The 21,652-nt window shown below is 38.7% G+C and carries 22 protein-coding genes and 1 tRNA gene; 5 read left to right on the top strand and 18 right to left on the bottom strand.

The window, feature by feature from the left end; translation table 11 throughout:
- Positions 1 to 60: 60 nt before the first annotated feature.
- From LK416_04820 to LK416_04775, 10 genes are all read right to left on the bottom strand, one after another.
- On the bottom strand, positions 61 to 819 hold the full coding sequence (locus tag LK416_04820) for an SDR family NAD(P)-dependent oxidoreductase (GenBank protein ID UEA75507.1): 759 nt from the start codon (positions 817 to 819) through the stop codon (positions 61 to 63).
- A complete protein-coding gene (locus tag LK416_04815; GenBank protein ID UEA75506.1) occupies positions 816 to 2,198 on the bottom strand; it encodes an RsmB/NOP family class I SAM-dependent RNA methyltransferase in 1,383 nt (460 codons plus the stop codon). The genes LK416_04820 and LK416_04815 overlap by 4 nt, the downstream gene beginning before the upstream one ends.
- A gap of 3 nt (positions 2,199 to 2,201) precedes the next feature.
- Positions 2,202 to 3,002 carry a GTP pyrophosphokinase family protein gene (locus LK416_04810; GenBank protein ID UEA75505.1) on the bottom strand — a complete coding sequence of 267 codons (801 nt, stop codon included), beginning with the start codon at positions 3,000 to 3,002 and terminating at the stop codon, positions 2,202 to 2,204.
- A gap of 27 nt (positions 3,003 to 3,029) precedes the next feature.
- Positions 3,030 to 3,860 carry a hypothetical protein gene (locus tag LK416_04805; GenBank protein UEA75504.1) on the bottom strand — a complete coding sequence of 277 codons (831 nt, stop codon included), beginning with the start codon at positions 3,858 to 3,860 and terminating at the stop codon, positions 3,030 to 3,032.
- Positions 3,861 to 3,875: 15 nt separating this feature from the next.
- Positions 3,876 to 5,054, bottom strand: a complete 1,179-nt coding sequence (locus tag LK416_04800) for a phosphoribosylaminoimidazolecarboxamide formyltransferase (GenBank protein UEA75503.1) — start codon at positions 5,052 to 5,054, stop codon at positions 3,876 to 3,878.
- A 27-nt stretch (positions 5,055 to 5,081) separates the two neighbouring features.
- Positions 5,082 to 5,795: an IMP cyclohydrolase gene (locus LK416_04795; protein UEA75502.1), complete on the bottom strand. Its 714-nt coding sequence runs from the start codon at positions 5,793 to 5,795 to the stop codon at positions 5,082 to 5,084.
- A gap of 114 nt (positions 5,796 to 5,909) precedes the next feature.
- Positions 5,910 to 6,227, bottom strand: a complete 318-nt coding sequence (trxA, locus tag LK416_04790) for a thioredoxin (GenBank protein ID UEA75501.1) — start codon at positions 6,225 to 6,227, stop codon at positions 5,910 to 5,912.
- 333 nt (positions 6,228 to 6,560) lie between these two features.
- Positions 6,561 to 9,050, bottom strand: a complete 2,490-nt coding sequence (locus tag LK416_04785; protein UEA75500.1) for a ferrous iron transporter B — start codon at positions 9,048 to 9,050, stop codon at positions 6,561 to 6,563.
- A gap of 97 nt (positions 9,051 to 9,147) precedes the next feature.
- Positions 9,148 to 9,369, bottom strand: a complete 222-nt coding sequence (locus tag LK416_04780; protein UEA75499.1) for a ferrous iron transport protein A — start codon at positions 9,367 to 9,369, stop codon at positions 9,148 to 9,150.
- 160 nt (positions 9,370 to 9,529) lie between these two features.
- Positions 9,530 to 9,742, bottom strand: a complete 213-nt coding sequence (locus LK416_04775) for a ferrous iron transport protein A (protein ID UEA75498.1) — start codon at positions 9,740 to 9,742, stop codon at positions 9,530 to 9,532.
- 273 nt (positions 9,743 to 10,015) lie between these two features.
- Between LK416_04775 and LK416_04770 the strand changes: the two genes are divergently transcribed.
- Together LK416_04770 and LK416_04765 are read left to right on the top strand one after the other, a co-directional pair.
- On the top strand, positions 10,016 to 10,150 hold the full coding sequence (locus LK416_04770) for a FeoB-associated Cys-rich membrane protein (protein ID UEA75865.1): 135 nt from the start codon (positions 10,016 to 10,018) through the stop codon (positions 10,148 to 10,150).
- Between the two features lie 79 nt (positions 10,151 to 10,229).
- On the top strand, positions 10,230 to 10,607 hold the full coding sequence (locus tag LK416_04765; GenBank protein UEA75497.1) for a metal-dependent transcriptional regulator: 378 nt from the start codon (positions 10,230 to 10,232) through the stop codon (positions 10,605 to 10,607).
- Between the two features lie 48 nt (positions 10,608 to 10,655).
- Here LK416_04765 and LK416_04760 read toward each other — a convergent pair whose 3' ends face one another.
- Positions 10,656 to 12,353 carry a S8 family serine peptidase gene (locus LK416_04760; GenBank protein ID UEA75496.1) on the bottom strand — a complete coding sequence of 566 codons (1,698 nt, stop codon included), beginning with the start codon at positions 12,351 to 12,353 and terminating at the stop codon, positions 10,656 to 10,658.
- A 332-nt stretch (positions 12,354 to 12,685) separates the two neighbouring features.
- On the opposite strand from LK416_04760, the gene LK416_04755 reads away from it, so the two are divergent.
- Positions 12,686 to 13,138, top strand: coding sequence for a sigma-E processing peptidase SpoIIGA (locus tag LK416_04755; GenBank protein UEA75495.1), 453 nt, complete (start codon positions 12,686 to 12,688; stop codon positions 13,136 to 13,138).
- Entirely contained in the window at positions 13,116 to 13,853 is a 738-nt protein-coding gene (gene sigE / locus LK416_04750; GenBank protein ID UEA75494.1) for an RNA polymerase sporulation sigma factor SigE, read from the top strand. The genes LK416_04755 and sigE overlap by 23 nt, the downstream gene beginning before the upstream one ends.
- A gap of 7 nt (positions 13,854 to 13,860) precedes the next feature.
- On the opposite strand, the gene LK416_04745 is transcribed toward sigE, so the two are convergent.
- Positions 13,861 to 14,082, bottom strand: coding sequence for a hypothetical protein (locus LK416_04745; GenBank protein UEA75493.1), 222 nt, complete (start codon positions 14,080 to 14,082; stop codon positions 13,861 to 13,863).
- Between the two features lie 76 nt (positions 14,083 to 14,158).
- Here LK416_04745 and LK416_04740 point away from each other — a divergent pair.
- A tRNA-Leu gene (locus LK416_04740) sits at positions 14,159 to 14,242 on the top strand.
- Between the two features lie 225 nt (positions 14,243 to 14,467).
- Here LK416_04740 and LK416_04735 read toward each other — a convergent pair.
- From LK416_04735 to LK416_04710, 6 genes are all read right to left on the bottom strand, one after another.
- Complete coding sequence (locus tag LK416_04735) at positions 14,468 to 15,358, bottom strand: class B sortase (protein UEA75492.1); 891 nt, start codon at positions 15,356 to 15,358, stop codon at positions 14,468 to 14,470.
- Between the two features lie 100 nt (positions 15,359 to 15,458).
- Complete coding sequence (locus tag LK416_04730; GenBank protein UEA75491.1) at positions 15,459 to 15,911, bottom strand: NUDIX domain-containing protein; 453 nt, start codon at positions 15,909 to 15,911, stop codon at positions 15,459 to 15,461.
- Between the two features lie 144 nt (positions 15,912 to 16,055).
- On the bottom strand, positions 16,056 to 17,537 hold the full coding sequence (locus tag LK416_04725) for a penicillin-binding protein 2 (GenBank protein ID UEA75490.1): 1,482 nt from the start codon (positions 17,535 to 17,537) through the stop codon (positions 16,056 to 16,058).
- Positions 17,479 to 18,864: an FtsW/RodA/SpoVE family cell cycle protein gene (locus LK416_04720; protein UEA75489.1), complete on the bottom strand. Its 1,386-nt coding sequence runs from the start codon at positions 18,862 to 18,864 to the stop codon at positions 17,479 to 17,481. Before LK416_04720 ends, LK416_04725 begins: the two co-directional genes overlap by 59 nt.
- Positions 18,864 to 21,245 (bottom strand): U32 family peptidase, encoded by a 2,382-nt coding sequence (locus tag LK416_04715; GenBank protein ID UEA75488.1) that lies wholly within the window; start codon positions 21,243 to 21,245, stop codon positions 18,864 to 18,866. Before LK416_04715 ends, LK416_04720 begins: the two co-directional genes overlap by 1 nt.
- The gene (locus LK416_04710) at positions 21,235 to 21,636 is read right to left on the bottom strand and encodes a cell division protein ZapA (GenBank protein ID UEA75487.1); all 402 of its coding nucleotides are present in this window, start codon (positions 21,634 to 21,636) and stop codon (positions 21,235 to 21,237) included. Before LK416_04710 ends, LK416_04715 begins: the two co-directional genes overlap by 11 nt.
- Positions 21,637 to 21,652: the final 16 nt, after the last annotated feature.

Genomic DNA, 21,652 nt, shown 5'->3' with positions numbered 1-21,652 from the left:
TTTTTATTATAATGTTCTTCAAATCCCCGGTAAATCTTTGTATTAACCGGATATCTGTCTCTATTTGATCATGGAAACGATCCAGTCATTCGGCAGCAGCTTTGTTACGACCTTGAACGCTTTCATCGTTATGCTGTAGGTAGATTCTGTCTTCAGATAATATGCATCAAATAAGGCACGTTTTACTACATTTTTTGCTTCTACACGGAACAATCTTTTAAATGCCTTTGTATGGGAATATTTCTCGGCTACATCAAAAAACTCAGTATTAACCGGTCCAGGACATACTGCTGTCACTGTAATGCCTCTGTCCTCCAATTCTTTATTTAATGCCTTGGAAAAGCTTCTTACCATTGATTTTGTTGCTGCATATACAGCGAAAGATGGCTGTGGCAGATATGCCGCAGATGATGCAATATTAATGATATTGCTCTGTTCTTTCATATATGGCAGAGTAATCTTCGTCATGGCAACTAAAGCCTTACAGTTAACATCGATCATTCCTGTAAGTTCCTCGCATACAACATCCTCTACATGTCCCATAATGCCATAACCGGCTGCGTTTACCAGAACACGCACCCATGGATGCTCCTTTGCAAGCATCTTCTTATAGGATTCAAGATCATCCTGCTTTGTTACATCCAGCGGAAGAACAATAACCTTCTTGCCTTCAATCTCTCTTTCTAAGGCATACAAGCGTTCTGTACGTCTGGCGATCACCCATATTTCATCAATCGTCTTATATTTTTCACTGATCTGAACAACAAACTCTCTGCCCAATCCGGAAGAAGCTCCGGTAACGACTGCTATTTTACTCATGACATCATCCTCCATCCAGATAAATACTTATTTTTTAACGTTCCGTTTGTATTTTTTGCCCATCCAAGCGGATATCCGTCCACCAGAACAAGCACGTATCCATTTTTAATTTTCTGATCCGATGCTTCGATCGTCTCGCCTTTCAGATATCTAAAAACACGGTCATCTGAAGAAGTCAGATTTACTTCATTATCAAACTGTCCCTGCCGCAGATACATGGCAAGTGACTGACTCGGTTCAAACCGGTTCTTCTTGATCTCGCCAAGGAACAAGCCCTGTCTTAACATCCGAAGCCCAGATACATCCGGCATACATTCTGCCATGTAATACAGTCTTCCGTTATTTTCCTCAATATATGCAGACTTAATTCCTGCATCAGCCGAAATATGTGTAAAAAATTCTTCCGCATTTTTATCCGGCTTACAGCCTCTGTGAATCCATGACTGAAACACCTGTGTCTGCTCTGCCTCTTTTTTATGGATAAGTGCAACGAAATGGCCTTCCCCTTCGATATGATGCGGCCATAATCTTGCACATTTCTCAAGCTCTGCATTTTCGGTCTTTCCCCATGCCGGATTTCCATTGCAAAAGCCCGGATACTTCGGAACTTCGATTAATTCTAATGTATCATCCAGTGATAAAAGATATTCGATTGACTGTTCATTTTCTTCCGGAGAAAACGTACAGGTCGAATACAGCATGGTTCCGCCCGGCTTTAACATTTTTACAACTTCATTTAAAATTCCTCGCTGTAAACCGGCAAATAACTCAACGCCATTGTTCTCCCACGCTGTTACCATTGACTGGGATTTACGGAACATTCCTTCACCGGAGCAAGGCGCATCAATCAAAATTTTATCAAAGGTCTGATAGAATTTTGTGCTCAGCTTATTCGGAGCTTCACTTACCACACACATATTACCGATTCCGAATAATTCCAGATTCTTTAGCAATGCCTTGGCTCTGGAATTACTGATATCATTTGAGATCAGGAACCCGGTTCCATGAAGTTTTGCTGCAAGCTCGGTTGATTTACCTCCCGGTGCTGCACAGATATCAAGAACCACATCCCCGTCTTCAACAGGAAGAATACTCGCCGGTGCCATCGCACTCGGTTCCTGAATATAATAAAGCCCTGCATAATAATATGGATGTTTGGATGGTGTACATGCTTTATCATCATAATAAAAACCATTTGTTGTCCATGGTACAGGCTTTAATTCAAATGGAGAGATCTTTAAGAAATCTTCCACACTGATTTTATTTGTATTCACACGAAGTCCATGATGCATGCCCTGATCCAGACAATTCATATATGCTTCATATTCGTCTCCTAATTGTGTCTTTATCCTGTTTGTAAATGACTCCGGTAAGTTCATAATCTATAACCCCTGTGCTTTGTATCCTTCTGCGATAATATCAAGCTGTTTGGAAAAATCCTCCAGCTTTTCCAGATCATCCTTCTGGTAAATATCATAAAATTCATTCTGTATCTTTACAACCTCTCGCTGATTACCGACATAATACAGATTTTGTATATTAGTCAGTATATCTGCTACTACAGATGCCTTATAATTAAATGAATTCTGTGCATCCATAATCTCGCCACGAACAGATGACATCTCTTTATCCAGTGCAACGGTTGCATTTGCTGCATTTAACAGTTTTTCCCGGATATGCTCCGGCATATTGTGACGATATTTATACTGAAGAGAATGTTCGATCGTCGCCCAGAAATCCATTGCCATTGTACGTATCTGGATCTCTGCCTGGATTGTCTGCAGTCCCTTGATCGTATAAACATCATAATTCAGTATAATATGATAACTTCTGTATCCGCTTGCCTTTACATTTGTAATATAGTCTTTCTCTTCTCGGATTGACATATCCTTGCGATTTCTTATGATCTCTACAACCTTGTAGATATCCTCTTCAAACTGGCACATAATACGGATTCCTGCGATATCATCCATTTCTTCCACGATATGATCCATCGGAATATGTTTCTTCTGCATCTTATCCAAAATACTTGAAATTCTTTTCACACGTCCGGTCACATTCTCGATCGGAGAATACATTCCCTGACTGCGGTAATCTTTTATGATATGCTTAAATTTCAGAAGCAGTTCATCTACTGCCTGCTCATATGGAGATAAGATCTCCTTCCATAATTGTATTTCCATGAATAAAATGCCTCCTGCCAATTCTATCTATTCATCATCATGGGATACTCTGGTGTAAAGGAAATTATATTCATCTGCACCCGCCTGATAATCGGGATACAGATTATATAATTCTTTTGCAAGCTCATATGCTTTATCATAATCCTGTATCTTCTCATAATATGTGATCTCCTGTAAACGGAGTTCCTTTTGGAATGTGTTATCACTGGCCAGACCATTATTGATATAGCCGTATGCGTTATCCAGTTCGCCGATACTGATATAATATGCCGCATATTGTGCATACAGATAAGAATTATATCCATATTTTTTTATATACTTCTCATAATTTTCAAACATATGCTCGGAATCATCCATGGAAGCATAACAGGTTCCGATATAAAGATATAATTCCGGATAATCTTTAACATACTGTTCCAGAACCGGAAGTGCTCCGGCATAATTCGAATCTGAGAAATCCGATAACGCCTGAGCAATCTCCTGCATCTTCTTCACATCCTTCTTATCCGCTGATGTCTTCTGAAGGATCGTATCGTATTCATCTACCGCTTTTTTATAATCTGCAGTTTTCATATAGATATCTGCAATATAAAGTCTGGTATTCTTATCCTTGTTTTGAGAAAAAATCTGTTTTTCCGAAAGAGCTTCTGTGAATTTATCAAGAGCTTTGTCATATTCCGAATTCTGATAATATGTAAGTCCTTCATCAAAATACCGATCTTTATGTGATATTAATTTTGAAAGAATCACAACAGCAGCAAAAATAATGATCGCACATGCAAGCAAAAATATAAATACTTTTCCAAAATCAATATTGGATCTTTTCTTTCTGCGTCGTCTTCTGTTTCTTCTTGCCATATCTGTCGCTCCTGATTAGTGATGGAATAAACGGATACCTGTAAATACCATTACCATTCCATATTTATCACATGCTTCGATCACAAGATCATCTCTGACAGATCCACCCGGCTGAGCAATGTACGCAACACCACTCTTCTTCGCACGTTCAATGTTATCTGAGAATGGGAAGAATGCATCAGAACCAAGTGTAACATTCTGATTTCCGGCAAGCCATGCTTTCTTTTCTTCTGCTGTGAATACTTCCGGCTTTACCTTGAAACGCTTCTGCCATTCGCCATCACGGAGAACATCCTCATATTCATCACCCATATATACATCGATCGCATTATCTCTGTCTGCACGTCCAAGTCCATCAACAAACTGAAGTCCCATAACCTGTGGAGACTGACGCAGCCACCAGTTATCTGCCTTCTGACCGGCAAGTCTTGTACAGTGGATTCTGGACTGCTGACCGGCTCCGATACCGATTGCCTGCCCGCCCTTTACATAGCACACGGAATTAGATTGTGTGTATTTTAATGTGATCAGTGCGATCTTCATATCGATAAGAGCTTCTTCCGGTATATTTTTATTCTCTGTTACAATATTGGATAAAAGATCCTTATCAATATTCAGTTCATTTCTTCCTTGTTCAAATGTAATTCCGAATACCTGTTTGCGTTCGATCTCAGCAGGAACATAGTTCTCATCAATCCGGATAATATTATAATTACCTTTCTTCTTCTGCATCAGAAGCTCCATAGCTTCGTCTGTATATCCGGGAGCGATCACACCATCGGATACCTCACGCTTAATGAGACGGGCTGTATCTGCATCACAGACATCTGACAATGCAATGAAATCACCAAAGGATGACATACGATCTGCACCTCTGGCTCTTGCATACGCACATGCAAGCGGTGACAGTTCACCAAGATCATCTACCCAGTAGATTTTTGCAAGTGTATCTGTAAGAGGAAGTCCTACCGCTGCACCTGCCGGTGATACATGCTTGAAGGATGTAGCTGCCGGAAGTCCGGTTGCTGCCTTTAATTCTTTAACAAGCTGCCAGCCATTAAATGCATCCAGAAAATTTATGTAGCCCGGCTTACCATTTAATACGGTAACCGGAAGATCACTTCCATCCTCCATATAGATTCTTGATGGCTTCTGATTTGGATTGCATCCGTATTTTAATTGAATTTCGTTCATTCTGTATTTCCTCCCGATTCGTGATAATTACTTGTTCTTATTGATGATTCTTGTCTCATACTTTCCTGTTGCGATATCGATATATCTGACAAACAGGGATACCTTATTGTCTTCATTCAGGCTTTCCCATACCATATTTGCAAATGTATCGATATCACCTGATATACCAACTAACTTCGGTTCTCCCTCAAAGCTTGGAAGTGGATTGTCATCATGCATATATGTATGAATAAAATGTCCTTCTCCGTTTGCGGGATTCTCATATGAAAATGTATATCGGTTGCATGCCGACGGATCTCCGTTATTGCTCTTTAAGATAGACATTGCATAGTCATACTGTCCGCCTTCGATATGCATAACTCCGGAAATTCTCGGTGTATAGTTTGGACCGTCCGGTTCAAACTCGCGGCATCTGAGTGACTGTTCAAATGTAAGCTCTTTATCCATTCCATCATAGATCGTATCGGTCTGATCACCATTTGTTACGATCGTCCGATTGCCAAGAACCCGAACCGGTGCGTAAATGATAAGGCTTGGATCCTCAAGCTTGGATGGATCAAATGCTTCTGTACGGATTCCTTCGCCCTCTGTAACAAATACACGATTTCTGGAATTCACACTTCTACCCATGATAAAGTATGCGGTAACTGCCTTTGTTCCGTCTTCCGAACGTCCGATCACGATTCCTCTGCCGGGATAAGAATTACCCTTAAGTTCCTCTGATAATGATAACATTTTCATTTGTAAACCTCCGTTTAGTAAATTAGTCAATTCATGTACCCATTTATCTGGTCGCTGTCTTTCATCTTATAATAATATGCTTTCTTTTGCAAGCGTTTTGGACTGCATTCTTATCTACTGAAACTGGCGGATTGCCTGAATCAGCTCGGATTTTGGAACTGCTCCCACGATTTTCTTTATAACTTCTCCATCTTTATATAATAAAAATGTTGGAATTGATACAACCTTGTTTGCAAGTGCAAGTTCCTGATTCTCATCTACATCTACCTTGCATACCTTTACCTCCGGAAATTCGTCAGCCAATTCTTCAACGATCGGTGCAACCATTCTGCATGGTCCGCACCAGGTGGCCCAGAAATCAACCAGCGTAAGTCCCTTTGCCTTTAAAACCTGATCTTCATATTCTTTTTCATTTAAATGTATAACTGCCATAGTAAAAACCTCCAATTCGTCATTCGTTAATTATACAGACATCTCAATCATCTTACATCTGTACTTTCAAAAAACATTTCTGACAAGTAAGTGTTCTTGTATTATAGTATACATTCATTTTCCTCTATCATATATTTATTTGTCAACTCATTTCACGGAGTTTTAATAAATATCTACATTTGTCATCTTGTCTGTCAATTCTATGAACGCCAGCCGACAGACAGGAATTTATATAAATCTGATTTCTGTATAATAACCGATACACAAAATGCGCGCTGCCACAAAGGGAAGCGCGCATCGTATTGTATGTGTATTATATGTTAGCCTTTATAATTATGCATTTAAGAATTCTTTGCTTGTCTTGACCTTCTTGTTTGGATCCGGACGGAATAACAGGAAGAAGAAAGCAACGATGATCAGGATTGCTACAACAGTGCCGATACCGAATGAGCATGCACCTGTGAAGAGTCCTGCAATTCTGTAAATAACAAGGGATACAAGGTATGCGAAACCACACTGATATCCGATTGCAAACCAGAACCATTTTGCACTGTTCATCTCTCTCTTAATAGCACCCATTGCTGCGAAACATGGAGCACAGAGTAAGTTGAATACGAGGAATGAGAAACCACTTGCTGTTGTGAATGCTTTTGCAAGCTCGCTGTATACAGTGCCTTCCCCACCACCATAAAGGATACCCATAGTACCAACGATGTTTTCCTTAGCAACAAGGCCTGTAATAGATGCAACAGTTGCCTGCCAGTCGCCCCATCCCTGTGGCTTGAAGATCCAGCAGATTGCTCCACCGATCTTAGCTAAGATACTGTGGTCGATCTGATCTTCTGAAAGCATCTGGAATTTACCATCCAGAATACCGAAGTATGTTGTGAACCATACAAAGATTGTTGAGAGGAGGATGATGGTACCGGCCTTCTTAATGAATGACCAGCCACGCTCCCACATACTTCTTAATACAGAACCGATTGTCGGGATATGGTAAGGAGGTAACTCCATAACGAATGGAGCAGGATCTCCTGCGAACATCTTTGTCTTCTTTAAGATAATACCGGAGCAGATAATTGCTGCAATACCGATAAAGTAAGCACTTGTAGCAACCAGTGAAGATCCACCGAAGATCGCACCTGCGATCATTGCAATAAACGGAACCTTAGCACCACAAGGAATAAATGTTGTTGTCATAACTGTCATACGACGGTCTTTTTCATTTTCAATTGTACGAGATGCCATGATACCAGGAACACCACAACCTACACCTACAAGAATAGGAATGAATGACTTTCCCGAAAGACCGAATTTTCTAAAGATACGGTCCATGATGAATGCGATACGTGCCATATAGCCACAGTACTCAAGGATTGCAAGTAAGATGAACAATACGAGCATCTGAGGTACGAAACCAAGTACAGCACCAACACCGGCGATTATACCGTCAAGGATCAGTCCCTTTAACCAGTCTGCACATCCGATCTTATCAAGACCTCTTTCCGCAAGATCAGGAATAGACGGAACGAACACACCATAATCAGCAGGATCGATCTCTGCCATTTCTGTCTTGTTGAAGTATTCTACTGCATCTAAATAAGACATAGCATTTGTCTTATCTTCTTTTGCACCAGCAGGTACTTCTGAATAATATACATCGATATCGTAAGTATCAAGAGTTTCTTCATCTTCCATCTGATACTTAACACTTGCTTCTGTATTTGTATTTGCTTCGATAGCTGCCTTTGTTGCATCAACATCTATAGCGTCTTCATCATCTGTTACAAGTACGCCGTATGCGTCAAGTGCATTTGTAGCTGCATCGTAATCACCGGATGCCTCTTCATAATCTTTGCTTCCGATACCGAATAAATGGAAACCGTCACCAAACAGATTATCATTTGTCCAGTCTGTGCACCATGCACCGACTGTTGACATCGCAATATAATAAACCAGCCACATTACAATGATGAAAATCGGAAGTGCAAGGATACGGTTTGTAACGATCTTATCAATCTTATCTGAGGTTGTAAGCTTTTCACCCTTTGTATTCTTCTTCACACATTTTCCGATGATAGATGAGATATATGCATATCTCTCACTGGTGATAATACTCTCTGTATCATCATCAAATTTGTCTTCCAGTGCTTTGATTTCATCTTTACAATCCGGAACACTGTCCATCTGCCCTGCAATCTTTGTATCTTTTTCAAGAAGCTTGATCGCAAAGAATCTCTTCTTTCTTTCTTCAACTGTAAGCTTTGCACTTACGCTGTCGATTGCATCTTCAACAGCCTGATCAAAGCTATGTACACGCTTATTCTGTACTTTCTTCTGTGCTGCCGCAACTGCTTTTTCTTTTACTTCATCAATTCCAGTACCCTTTAATGCAGAGATCTCTACAACCTCGCATCCAAGTGCATTGCTCAGGTTCTTGATATCAATCTTGTCACCATTCTTCTTTACAAGATCCATCATGTTAACTGCCATGATAACCGGGATTCCCAGCTCGATCAACTGTGTTGATAAGTACAGATTTCTTTCGATGTTCGTACCATCAATAATATTGATGATCGCATCCGGATATTCCTTGATCAGATAATTTCTGGCAACAACTTCCTCTAATGTATATGGAGAAAGTGAATAAATACCGGGAAGGTCAGTGATGATAATATCTTTGTGACCCTTTAATTTTCCTTCTTTTTTCTCTACTGTTACACCAGGCCAGTTACCTACATACTGGTTTGAACCTGTAAGTGCGTTAAATAATGTTGTCTTTCCACTGTTTGGATTACCTGCCAACGCTATTTTAACTGACATTTTTATGCTCCTTCCTTTTTGTCTGTCATTTTCTATGATTCATCAAATAAGTAAATCATCTGCTTCGTTGTCTGTAGGATCGGTACGATCCACACATTTATTCAACAACGATCATTTCGGCATCTGCCTTTCTTAAAGAAAGCTCATAACCGCGTACTGTTACTTCAACCGGATCACCAAGCGGTGCAACTTTTCTGACATAGATTTCTACACCTTTCGTGATTCCCATATCCATGATACGTCTCTTTACAGGTCCTTCGCCAACAAGTTTTGTTACCTTAACTGTCTGTCCGACGGCAACCTCTCTTAATGTCTTCATACCATTTTGCTCCTTCTTTTTCTTTATACATATAAGAACGTCTTCACATATTCAGACCGGATTCTGTGACGGCTTTTCTTCTTATACATTTGTGTATATAAACAATTGCACCGGCAGCTACCAATGTGCAAATACTTATATTTCTGTTTTTTCGGTATCCTTATACCATAATTTTGGCTGCCATATCTTTTCCGATGGCAACTCTGGATTCTTTTACATTTACAATCATGTTACCGTTTATCTCTGAAACAACTGTTACTTCTCCACCCACGACAAAACCAAGCTTCTCAAGAAACTGTCTTGTTTCATTTTTTCCACCAACTTTGGTAATGGTCTTTGTTTCTCCAATATTCATAAAAGTTAAAGGCATCATATTCCATCTTCTTTCATAATCGTATAAATTTATCATTAAGCAATATGCTGTTTCAAATTTCATCGTTAGTATATACTAACCCTCATTAGAAGTCAATAACATTTTTTAGAAAAATATAACATCATTTAGAAGCTTGTAACGTATCTTAGTCGTATATAACAAAGCTATATTCTTAAAATGCAAATTTATTTATTATGCTTGACATTTTCATATGGTTAGTTTAAACTAATTACGATTATAAAATTGAAAGGTTGGATTATTATGGAGAAATATATAGGTACTATTATTGTTGCTGCTATTATTATACTTGTGTGCGTACTTGCGATCCGTTCAATGGTAAAAGATAAAAAATCCGGAAAATCTGTTCAGTGCGGAGGAAACTGTAACAATTGTCACGGATGCCATTAGTTTTATCTTTCTTTCATTTGAACCTTATTCCGGTTTGTGATATAATTTTTTGTAAATAAATTTTTAATGGGGTAAAGCTATGTTAACAACGAATGAATCAGTTGAAAACTATCTGGAAACAATATTGGTATTAAGCAAGAAGCTGCCTGTTGTCCGTTCGGTTGATATCTCAAACGAACTTGGTTATAAGAAATCAAGCATCAGTGTTGCTATGAAAAATCTTCGTGAGAACAACTACATAACGATGAGTGATGCAGGTTTTATTTCACTCACCGATTCAGGAAAAGAAATTGCTGAGATGATATATGAACGACATGAGCTTCTCTCTGCCTGGCTTATACAACTTGGTGTTGATCCCGATATTGCATCTGCTGATGCCTGCAAGATCGAGCATGTGATCAGCAAAGAAAGCTTTAAAGCAATTAAAGATCATGTATTAAGCGGAGCCAATCACTAGCTTTTCTAGTGACTGGCTCTTTTTATGTGTTCCTTACGGCTCACATTTCTAACGGATAGAATTTTCTACACATAAAGTTCCCCAACCGATATATATGTTTGGATACTCTCTCGCTGATTTTATCCTTTTTGCTCCGCGGATCAACGAAGCCTTCAGCTTTTCTCCATACAGAAACGGATCGTTTCCGTTTACAATTCCCCACTGCATCAGCAAGCATGCAGATCCGGATACAAACGGAACAGCCATAGATGTTCCCGATGCAAAGGAATAATCATTTCCCGGATATGCAGTGTAAATATCCACACCGGGTGCAGCAAGATCCGGTTTGATCCTGTCATTTGCCGTATAACCTCTTCCTGAAAAATATGCAAAATCATCCACATTCTGATCATAAGCCGCTACCGTAATCAACCCTTCGGCAGTAGCGGGAATCGTAAGTGTCCCAAATTCTGTTGGATTCAGGAATTCCACATTTCCTGTAAGACTTGCCCGAATCGGCAGATAGGCATCTATCACCCCACTAACAATTTGCTTCGGGTGAATCAAGACCTTCCACTGCCCTTTATCTATATAATTTTTCTGTCCTTGAAATGATACAAATATTTCCTGATTACGGTTATACGGATTTGGCGTTCCATAGATTCCTTTTACAAAAGTGTTTCGATAGGATCCTGTTCCGATGTTTTGCGACTCACTTAAGGTCAGTATGATGTCTCCGTTTGGCGCAATGATCACAATATCAAAGCGGTCATTATAATTTTTCCATAACTGAAGATTAAATGAAGCTACATAGTCGCTTACAAGCAGATCAATCATACGATATGAAGTATTTCCGAGAATTACACGCTGATGCCTTCGGTTGATCGCATCATTTCCTGTTCCCGTCGATATTGAGCAGATAGCAAATCTGGACACATCGTTGATATAATTTTCAAGCAGCGAATCACCTTTATGGGAGCCGTAATTATTTCCATAACTGAGATTTATCGATATCGGTCGATTCATTTCGATTCCCGTCCGGATTGCATAGTCAATTCCAAGGATAAGACCAAGTGTAGTTGGGAGCTTAGATGCGGTATCGCTTCCGATCTTTACAACCAAAAGCTCTGTCTGAGGAGCAACGCCAATATTCGTACCGGCCGCAATAGCCGCAACCTGTGTTCCGTGCCCGGAACGATCCTCAGATGGAAGAATTCCTGCATAACTTCCATCCAGTATTGAATTCAATTCTTCATTTGTATAAATACGTCCCAGCTTATAAGTATTTGCATATGTATCCTGATATACCGCCTGCTGATCCCAAAAAGATAAAATTCTGCTTTTTCCATCCCTGACAAATTCATTATGTCTATAATCAATTCCCGAATCAATAATCGCAAAGATTGTTCCGTCACCATCCAGGCCGTAATTATTGATGAAAGTTCCGGACAGACAGGATGCATACTGAGCATAAGACACCTGCTGTTCCACACTTTTCGGTTTATCTATATAGATAATTCTGGGATCTGCTGCAAATGCATTCAAATACGCTTCTGAAATCTCAATAATTGCATAGCCTGCCAACAGATAATATATCTGCATCCGATACCGTTCCACCAGATCAGATATATCATCATTATATCGAATCAAAAGCTGCCATGTACTCTTCTCGGAACTGTATCCGATATACAGCTCTGCCTCGCTCTCGTTGTATGTATTTCTTGTCGATATCGCAAGCTCCAATTGCGTATCAATATTATTTTCCATTTTCAACTTCCACCCTGTTTTCAGGTATAATCTTTATCTGTTAATCATATGTTTTTTTACAGCAATTTAGAATATTCAAATCATTTTGTAAAATGTTGTTAATTGTTTGAAAACATCGAAAAATATAAATAAAGTTAGAACTTTTCCACATTATCAACAGATTTATACACAAAAATAAGATTTTCAGTCTAAAAAACAGGTATTTCATCCTATATTTATCCACATTTGTCATATACAGTCGGGATTCCTTGTTTTCAAATTCCCTAATACGACGAAATATTTCCCTGTATGTATATATAATTGCATTTGCAAAATAAAAGAAAGTAAATCATATGAACTATTTTTTTAATTTATTTATAGGCAGAAAACATCAGACAATACAGGCAAATGGCTTTATGGATACCGGAAATACCTTAAAAGACATTTCAACAGGAAAACACGTCGTCATTGCATCCCCTGAGATCATGTATGATCTTTTGCCCAGACAATACCATTACATTGTATATGACTACACAAACGGCACCCAGTCTTTCGATCGAAAATCAGCTTTATCAATGCCGGAAGGCATCCATCTGGTTCCATACCGGACAATCAGTTCTGAATCGGACCTAATGCTTGCTTTCGACTGTGATTTCTTCTTTATTAACAATCGGCTGATTCGAAACCGACCATTGATCGGGCTTAGCAGGCATACCTTACAAATCAGTCATATGTCCAAATGCATATTATTAAATTCAGCATATTTGAGAAAGGTAAGAAAAAATGATAAATACATTAGCAAATAACGATTTTAAATTTTCAGTAGTTTCAAATATTATGACTTTATTACCTGTATCCCGAAAGGATGTCCATTACATAGGCGGCTGTGATGTACTACCGGCTCCTCTTGAACCTTATGAAGAAAGTGCAATGGTTGCAGGTCTTGGAAACGGCGACGATCAAGAAATCAAAAAAATACTGATTGAACGAAATCTCCGTCTTGTAGTTTATATTGCAAAGAAATTTGACAACACCGGAATCGGTGTGGAAGATCTGATCTCGATCGGTACGATTGGTCTGATCAAAGCTATCAATACCTTTAAATGTGATAAAAATATTAAACTGGCAACATACGCCTCCAGATGTATCGAAAATGAAATCCTTATGTATCTGCGCAGAAACAGCAAGCTTCGTATGGAGATATCCATCGACGAACCGCTAAATGTTGACTGGGATGGCAACGAATTACTGTTATCCGATATTCTCGGCACGGATGAGGATACCGTCTATCGAAATATGGAAACCGAGATGGATCATTCTTTATTGGAGACCGCCGTCTCACATCTGTCGGAAAGGGAACGGACTATTATAGAACTGCGCTATGGTATTAATACTATCAATGGGATAGAACGCACCCAGAAAGAGGTGGCCGATCTTTTAGGGATCAGCCAGTCCTATATCTCAAGATTAGAGAAAAAGATAATAAAGAAATTGAAAAAAGAGATTATGAAAATGAGCTGACACCATCTTAATGATGGTAATCAGCCAACTTTCTCTTATAATCGTCTACCATCCGGCGCATCTTCTGATAATCTTTTTCTTTCAGATCACCAGATGCTTTAAAATCCTCTACCATCCGATCCAGTTCATTTAAAGCATCATGAGCCAGATCTTTATAGTTATTGGCAAGATTCATATTCATTTCCGTAAGCTTCGCGTTCAACTGTTGTTTTATATTACGTTTCATCATTGTTTCATACCTCATTTCAGGAAATAATTATTGACACTGTTTTTACCATGTGTTACTATTACAAAGGTTCACAAACGCCGGCATGTCGGAATTGGCAGACGAGGCAGACTCAAAATCTGTTGGTGGCAACATCGTGCGGGTTCAAGTCCCGCTGCCGGCACTTTCTAAATTTTTCCCAACTATGAATATAATTGAAAAAAGCTTGGTTTTAAGCTGTTTCTAGGCGCTTCATATTGTATCACATATGCAATTAAATGTAACATTTTGCCCCCTAAATGCAATATGTTTGCACCTTTTGCCCACCAGATTTGGTGGCTTTTTATTTATATGAGACTTAAGCTGCTCTGCAAATGTAATTTCGATTCCTATCGGTGCGCTGTCCCTGTTACTGTAATCGGCTGCTGTTATCAATCTTCTTTGCAACGACTACAAACCGTCCGTTATCTGTATGATATGCACAGGTTGATAATGTCAGCAGGTGATCACCATAAGAAGCTGTTTCTTCTATTGTATATGGTGTATTTACTTTTGCGCGGCTTACATAATCATCAAATGCTGTTCCCGATTCGGCATTAATAAAACTATATATATTATAATGCTCTGTATCATCTTCCGGATATGCCTTTGTATAAAAGGCTGCAATCACGGTATAAGTACCCGGTCCATCTAAAGTATCAAAAATGATCGTCTTATGTTCCTTATAGAAATTTTCATCCTCATATTTTAACAGATCGTGAAACATGCTTCCGGCTTTCATATTGTGACCATACAGGATAACATTATCAGATACTTCACCTGTCGGGCTGCAGTTTGCCGCTGCAAATAAAGTACCTGCCGCACTGTATTCTCCATTAAAGTTTCTGTGAATATAATACTCCTCATCATTCGGCGTATACATAACCGGATAATCGATCCTCGTTCCATAGATATAGAGCCAACCGATAAAATCAGGATTCTCCTCATATACCGAAGCATATTTTTTATAAACCTGCTTCTTCTGTACTGTTACATAGACAGGTTCTCCTTTATCATCTGTGCAGTCACCATCTTCTACCGTTTCCTTAATAGCCGAAAACGCTGTCTCCGCTTTATAATTCGTATAAAAATAGATACCCAGATAACCGCCGCAGCCAAGGAAGACCAGAATACACAGCACAAGTATGATATTTAAAAATAATCCATTCTTTTTTTTCATATTTTTTAACGAATCATCATAATCTGAATTCTGATCCGGCTGTCTCTTATCCATGTCTGCCTTTTCTTTTGATTCTTTCATTCGAATCGAGATCCTCCTTATGTAATTTTTATACAACTGTAATTTATTATTATAAAGTAAAAATCTGACTATTTCTAAATAAACAGTCAGATTTTAAACCTTAAAAATACTTTCTGCTTCCCCAAAGATTATTCCGTTTCAGTTCTACATACTCTGCATATGCCTGTTCCAGAATATCCTTTTCGTTCGGAAACTTCAGAAGGTGGTAGGCTTCATGATACTTGTAGTAACCGGAATCCACAAAATATTCTTCACGCTGCGGTTTGCTGTAATAGCTGTCCGCCATCATCAGATACCAGTGTACATCCTTGTTTACCACATCAAAAGCAGTATTAAATGTATAATTGCTTTTTCCTACATACTTAATAATAGATGCGCTAACACCTGTCTCCTCTTTTACTTCTCTGAGTGCAGTCTGGTTATGCTCTTCACCTTTTTCAACTGTACCCTTCGGGAGAACCCATCCTTCATATTTGTTTTTGTAGTTTTTGTACAGTAATAATACTTTTCCTCTGAAGATTACCACACCTCCGCAGCTTGTTGCTTCGATCACAGCAAATCCTCCTGTCTTTTCGGTGTTGTAAATGCTTCAAGTTCTACTCACATTCGACTACGAATAAAACTCTGAACCGACTTACATCTGCCAGCCCTTAATTGGTTATAAGTATATCAGTATTACTGCATTATTTCAAGCTGATTAATCATAATATGCATCAAATATCTTTCTGGCTATGGACGTCGCCGAAGTTCCTGTATTACTCGCATTCTCCACCAGAACGCAGACCACCAGATCAGGATTGTTAATATTTGAAAACCCGATAAACCAGGAATGGGAGTCCTTATTTTCATTAAATTCCGCTGTTCCCGTTTTGCCGGCTACCGTATAATCTGCGCCTGAAAAATAATCAGAAGCTGTTCCATAGTCCGTAACAGACCGCATAAGATCCGTTAATGTCTGTGCCTCTTTTGCGGAAATGATCCTGCCATAAGAGCTCTTAGAGAATTTCTTTACAACGCTTCCGTCACAATTCTCAATTCGATCCATCATATACGGCTTCATAAGAACACCGCCATTTGCGATCGCACACATGATCATCGCATTGTGAAGCGGCGTAATCAATGTCTTTCCCTGCCCGATCACAGTCTGAGGAATCAGAGATTTATCTGTCTTTGATGTCAGTGAATAGCTGGATTTATAATAATATCCGTCATACGGAAGTTCTTTATTATACAGGAAATCCTCACATAGCTTGTTTAAAGCATCCATATCAAGCTTTGTACCTATATTGGAAAATGAAGTATTACAGGAATATGCAAGTGACTGTTCCAGACCCACCGTTCCATGCACTTTATGATTATAACAATGTATGGATACACTGTTAAAGATTCCCTCACCCTCACATTCATAAGAATATGATTTGTAATTTGGATTTTCCCTGATATATTCAAGGGTTGTAAGTATCTTAAATGTAGATCCCGGTGGATACATTCCCTGTGTTGCGCGATTTAACAGGCACGAACTATCTGAATTTGCTGTTTCTTCTATAACAGATGTAATCTGGTTTGGGTCAAAATCCGGTTTGGAAACCATCACCTTGATCTTACCGGTAGACGGCTCTATCGCAACAATCGCGCCATCATTGCTTCCCAGTGCATTATAAGCTGTACTCTGAAGATCATAATCTAATGTAGTTATAACATTATTTCCCATGTTCTTTTTATTTGATAATGCATGGTACACACGATATAGGATATTCTGATTCGAGGTCAGCAGATAATAATTTGATGCCATCTCAAGTCCTGCCTGACCATTGCTGTCATATCCGACTGCATGGGCGAACATATTGCTGTACGGATAAACTCTTGTTTCATTTCCATCGTCATCTGTCTTTGTCTCCGCAAGAACAACACCATCATCCGAAATAATCTGTCCTTTGATAACTGTCTCCGCATACAGGTTCTGTCTTTTATTGTAGGAATTTGCGATATCAGAATCTGAATCCACGATTACATATTTGATCAGATGCGCCATCATTCCAATAAAGATAAAGACAACAAAATATGTCACTATAAGTACAGGAACGTTCTTTTTATCATTTTTCTTTTTTTCGATTTCTTCTCTACTCCCCTGAGAATACTTCTTCATGATTGCTTTGTTTGTAGATCGTTTGTTCTTCATTGCCACCAACTCCATTATTTTCAAGTACACAGATTCCCTGAATAATACCAAACAGGAATAATGTGCTCACTACCGAACTTACACCATAACTGACAAGCGGAAGTGTTACACCGGTAGAAGGAATAAACTTCGTTACACCGCCAATATTTAAAAATGTCTGGAATATAAAACATATTGTAAATCCAAATGCTACATTTTTATAAAAAGTATTTCTTATCTTCATTGAGATATTAATAAAATAAATAAAACAACTGATATACATAAGGATCAGACAAAGTGCAAAGATTACGCCGAACTCCTCACAGATTGCTGAAAAAATAAAATCACTGGATGCAACCGGTATCGCAGTCGGTAAACCTTTTCCCAGACCGCGCCCTTCCATTCCACCCGATCCAATGGCGAATAACGACTGACAAATCTGATAACCTGCATCATTAATATAAGAAAATGGATCTAACCATGCATTGATTCGGGTTGTCACATGACTGAATTTGTTCTTAAATATCATATATCCTACAGTTGCAAGAACCGCCGCGCCGCCAAGTCCTCCAATCAGGATCATCGTCTTCTGTGTTGCAAGATATACCATCATGATAAAGATCATAACAAAGATAGCCGCACCACCAAGATCCTTTTCTGCAACAAGCACCAGCATAAATAATCCGGATACAACCGTGACCTTTATCAAATCCTTAAAACTCCTCGCTTTATTAAGCGCACTTGCAAGGAAAAATACAAATATTATTTTAACAAATTCCATCGGCTGCAAAGAGATCGATCCTATCTGGATCCAGTTCATAGAACCATATTTGGATACTCCAAGAAACGGAATAAAGACCGTACTTAGGAAACCGATTCCTAATACTGCATAAAAAATATCCCAGTTCTTAAGATTCTTGCATTTGACAATAATAAGCGGAATAAATGCAGTAATAACTAATGTGATCGTAGCAAAAGCAAACTGCTTTTTTGCCAGATCAAAATCCAGTCTAGTCAGCATAACATATCCGATCAGAAGTAAAAATGACATGTTATTTGTGATCAATCTGGATGATTTCTTATATATTCCGTGATAAGACACCATATATACAATGGATACGATCATCTGTAACAGATAAAAAATAATAATACTGACTGTTTTATATTTTAAAAACAGGGTCAGATAACACAGAAAATGTATGATAAATACATAGAAAATCTGTACATTAAGTGCATGATTTTTTTTATCTTCTCTTACAGGCTTCAAGACCGTAAAACATTTAACTGTATATAAAAGCATAAAAAATATAATCAAGTATTTTGAAATTTCAGTAATTATTGTTGCCATTATTCAATACCCTTTATATAATGTCCTCTTGTATAATCTAACTCATCCGATTCTATATCAGTTTCACCGGTCTGAATCTTTTCCAATCGATCCATGACCTTTTTCGTCTGATCTACGGATTCAATCGTAAAATCAATCAAATATTCATTGGTTATATCAGTATTTCTGTTATTTGTCAACTGCTTCACATTATCTGTCGGTACGCCGTTATAGATAATTGAATAACAATCTCTGCAATTATTTACACTGAAAAAGCGATTACCCTTTTCATCCCGGAACGAAAAGCGCTTGCTTCTGTTATAACCGCAGCCATCCAGATAATTATTGATAAAACACTGTGCCGTGATCATTACCGGCTGATATCCGTATAACCGTTCTACCGTACCGGTACAAAGACTTTCTAATTCATGATGAGTCAGTTCCACCGAGCCCACGAATATTACATTATCAAATGTATCCTTATAGAAGCGAATTGCTTCATCATTATAAGCATACAGGAAAGAATCTAACAGAACAGTTCCCTTATATCCGTATTCTTTAAGAAGCCCCAGTTCATCTATATTTTTTACATAGATTCCATCTGTCATTCCGGCCAGAAAATAAAGATCCTTCATGTTATGCTTTTTGTTTTCACGTAAGATATCAGGAAACGCCACATAAATTTTCTTCTCACTGTTCATCTTCCCGACTTCTGCTTCACGTATTATATTATAATCGATAATGATATGACGTACAAATTCATAATTATTAACAATTTGAAATTGTTCCATTGTTTTTACAGACACATAGCAACCTGCAGCTCTTTTAAGATCGGTTTTCATCTCATTTTTTCGCTTGATATCTTCCCGACTGTTATATAGTGGTTTCATCTCATCTGATACCCTTCGTCTATATCGTCCGATCAGCGCCTGCTCCAACCGGCGAACAGCTTCCCGCCTTAATACATTCAGACTTCCAAGAGATATAAAGATATTCTCATCGCATTCTGATTCCAGATAAAAGTTAAAACCGGTTCCGCCTGTTTTTGACAGCTTATCTATGATCTGCGTCACCTCAACCGGACGTTTTGCAGCCTGTGATATACATTCTCCTTTAACTTTTACCGAGATATCGTCCACACCTGAAAACAGCTCCAAAGTGATCGGCTCTCCGATTTTTGCTGTTACCTTTCCATAAATATCCGTCTGTTTTTCTTTCTGTATAAAACGTACACCGATATCTTCGATCAGCGCATTGTTTCTTGTCCGGTATACATGCATATCTTTTCGAATCTGCCGGAGATTATTCGCATTCAGTCGAATCTTCTGTCCTGCCTGTGCAGTTACATTGGATGTCAGTTCAATATTCTGTTCTGTACCGGTACGGATCTCCAAGACATCTTTTGCCTGAATTCCACGTTCCAGACGAATATAGACAAATGGTGCTTCCACCGCTTCTACTTTACCGATTAAAGTTCCGGTATGATTCGGGCGCTTGTTCGCAAGCATTTCTTTTCCGTTCTTCATATAATAATAACCGGACGAAAAACCGCCCCGGTTATAGATATCCATTAGCCTGTCTGTATGATATGCGATCCGCTTCTCATTCAAATGTCCGTTTATACATTCATCTGTAATCTCTGAATATGCATGAACCGTTGCAGCCACATATTCCGGTTTCTTCATTCTGCCTTCAATCTTAAAAGAGTCAATACCCGCCTCAATCAGCTGTGGCAAGCTTGCAAGTGTACACATGTCCTTCATGCTGAGTGCATATTCATGATTAAATTGTTTGCTGTTATAAGCCTTTCTGCAAGGTTGTGCGCAACGTCCACGATTGCCGCTTCTGCCGCCTGCAAAACTGCTCATCAGGCATTTTCCGGAATAACAAAAGCACATCGCCCCATGTACAAAGGTCTCTATCTCGATATCAACTGCTTCTTTTATAGATTTTATTTCATTTAATGATAATTCCCTTGCAGGAACAAATCTTGTCATGCCCAGATTTTTAAGAAATTCTGCCCCGTAAGTACTGCATACACTCATCTGCGTACTTCCATGTAAAGGCAGATCAGGATATGCTTTTGAAAGACTTCTTATAACACCAACATCCTGTACAATAATCCCATCTACACCTTCCCTGTAAAAAGGGTCAAGGTAAGGAATCAGATCTTTCATTTCACTATTTTTAAGCAAAGTATTAACTGCCATATATAACTTCACATTATGAATATGGCAGTAATCAATTGCTTCCAGTAATTCTGTTGTATCAAAATTTCCCGCAAATGCACGAGCACTGAACATATTGCCTCCGGCATAACATGCATCTGCACCTGCATTTACTGCAGCTTTCAATGATTCCATCGAGCCTGCCGGAGCTAAAATCTCAGGTCTATTTAACATTATTTTCTGCTTCCAACTTAATTATTTCTCTCTGTAAAGCGTTGACTTTTTCTTTGTATTCGTCAATCATCTTTTGCGCAGATTCATACTTAATCTGTGTTTCGATCACTTCATGTCTGAGATCATAGATCTGCTTGTCCTTGTCATCATCCTCCGTCAGCATCTGATTCACCTGAAGCTTTGCCTTGAAATAATCATCTGCGATATTAAGTGCAAGTAATACGCTCTGATATTCCGCATTAAAACGGCGATAACTTTCGGAAGACTGACACTCCTGAATCTTACCATTGATATAAGACGCTACATTCTGGAGATATTCTTCACTTTCAAATCCGCTCAATGTATACACTTTATTGTTAATAACCACCGGGATATCATTTTTCTGTGACATAACTCTCCTCCTTTAT

The organism is Lachnospiraceae bacterium GAM79, from assembly GCA_020735665.1.
Lineage (GTDB): Bacteria > Bacillota > Clostridia > Lachnospirales > Lachnospiraceae > Coprococcus.
This window is presented reverse-complemented; position numbering and strand designations above follow the sequence as displayed.

Bases quoted from the DNA above. Each gene is read 5' to 3' on its own strand.
- LK416_04820 (UEA75507.1), bottom strand. From the start codon at position 819: ATGAGTAAAATAGCAGTCGTTACCGGAGCTTCTTCCGGATTGGGCAGA.
- LK416_04815 (UEA75506.1), bottom strand. From the start codon at position 2,198: ATGAACTTACCGGAGTCATTTACAAACAGGATAAAGACACAATTAGGA.
- LK416_04810 (UEA75505.1), bottom strand. From the start codon at position 3,002: ATGGAAATACAATTATGGAAGGAGATCTTATCTCCATATGAGCAGGCA.
- LK416_04805 (UEA75504.1), bottom strand. From the start codon at position 3,860: ATGGCAAGAAGAAACAGAAGACGACGCAGAAAGAAAAGATCCAATATT.
- LK416_04800 (UEA75503.1), bottom strand. From the start codon at position 5,054: ATGAACGAAATTCAATTAAAATACGGATGCAATCCAAATCAGAAGCCA.
- LK416_04795 (UEA75502.1), bottom strand. From the start codon at position 5,795: ATGAAAATGTTATCATTATCAGAGGAACTTAAGGGTAATTCTTATCCC.
- trxA (UEA75501.1), bottom strand. From the start codon at position 6,227: ATGGCAGTTATACATTTAAATGAAAAAGAATATGAAGATCAGGTTTTA.
- LK416_04785 (UEA75500.1), bottom strand. From the start codon at position 9,050: ATGTCAGTTAAAATAGCGTTGGCAGGTAATCCAAACAGTGGAAAGACA.
- LK416_04780 (UEA75499.1), bottom strand. From the start codon at position 9,369: ATGAAGACATTAAGAGAGGTTGCCGTCGGACAGACAGTTAAGGTAACA.
- LK416_04775 (UEA75498.1), bottom strand. From the start codon at position 9,742: ATGATGCCTTTAACTTTTATGAATATTGGAGAAACAAAGACCATTACC.
- LK416_04765 (UEA75497.1), top strand. From the start codon at position 10,230: ATGTTAACAACGAATGAATCAGTTGAAAACTATCTGGAAACAATATTG.
- LK416_04760 (UEA75496.1), bottom strand. From the start codon at position 12,353: ATGGAAAATAATATTGATACGCAATTGGAGCTTGCGATATCGACAAGA.
- LK416_04755 (UEA75495.1), top strand. From the start codon at position 12,686: ATGAACTATTTTTTTAATTTATTTATAGGCAGAAAACATCAGACAATA.
- sigE (UEA75494.1), top strand. From the start codon at position 13,116: ATGATAAATACATTAGCAAATAACGATTTTAAATTTTCAGTAGTTTCA.
- LK416_04745 (UEA75493.1), bottom strand. From the start codon at position 14,082: ATGATGAAACGTAATATAAAACAACAGTTGAACGCGAAGCTTACGGAA.
- LK416_04735 (UEA75492.1), bottom strand. From the start codon at position 15,358: ATGAAAGAATCAAAAGAAAAGGCAGACATGGATAAGAGACAGCCGGAT.
- LK416_04725 (UEA75490.1), bottom strand. From the start codon at position 17,537: ATGAAGAACAAACGATCTACAAACAAAGCAATCATGAAGAAGTATTCT.
- LK416_04720 (UEA75489.1), bottom strand. From the start codon at position 18,864: ATGGCAACAATAATTACTGAAATTTCAAAATACTTGATTATATTTTTT.
- LK416_04715 (UEA75488.1), bottom strand. From the start codon at position 21,245: ATGTTAAATAGACCTGAGATTTTAGCTCCGGCAGGCTCGATGGAATCA.
- LK416_04710 (UEA75487.1), bottom strand. From the start codon at position 21,636: ATGTCACAGAAAAATGATATCCCGGTGGTTATTAACAATAAAGTGTAT.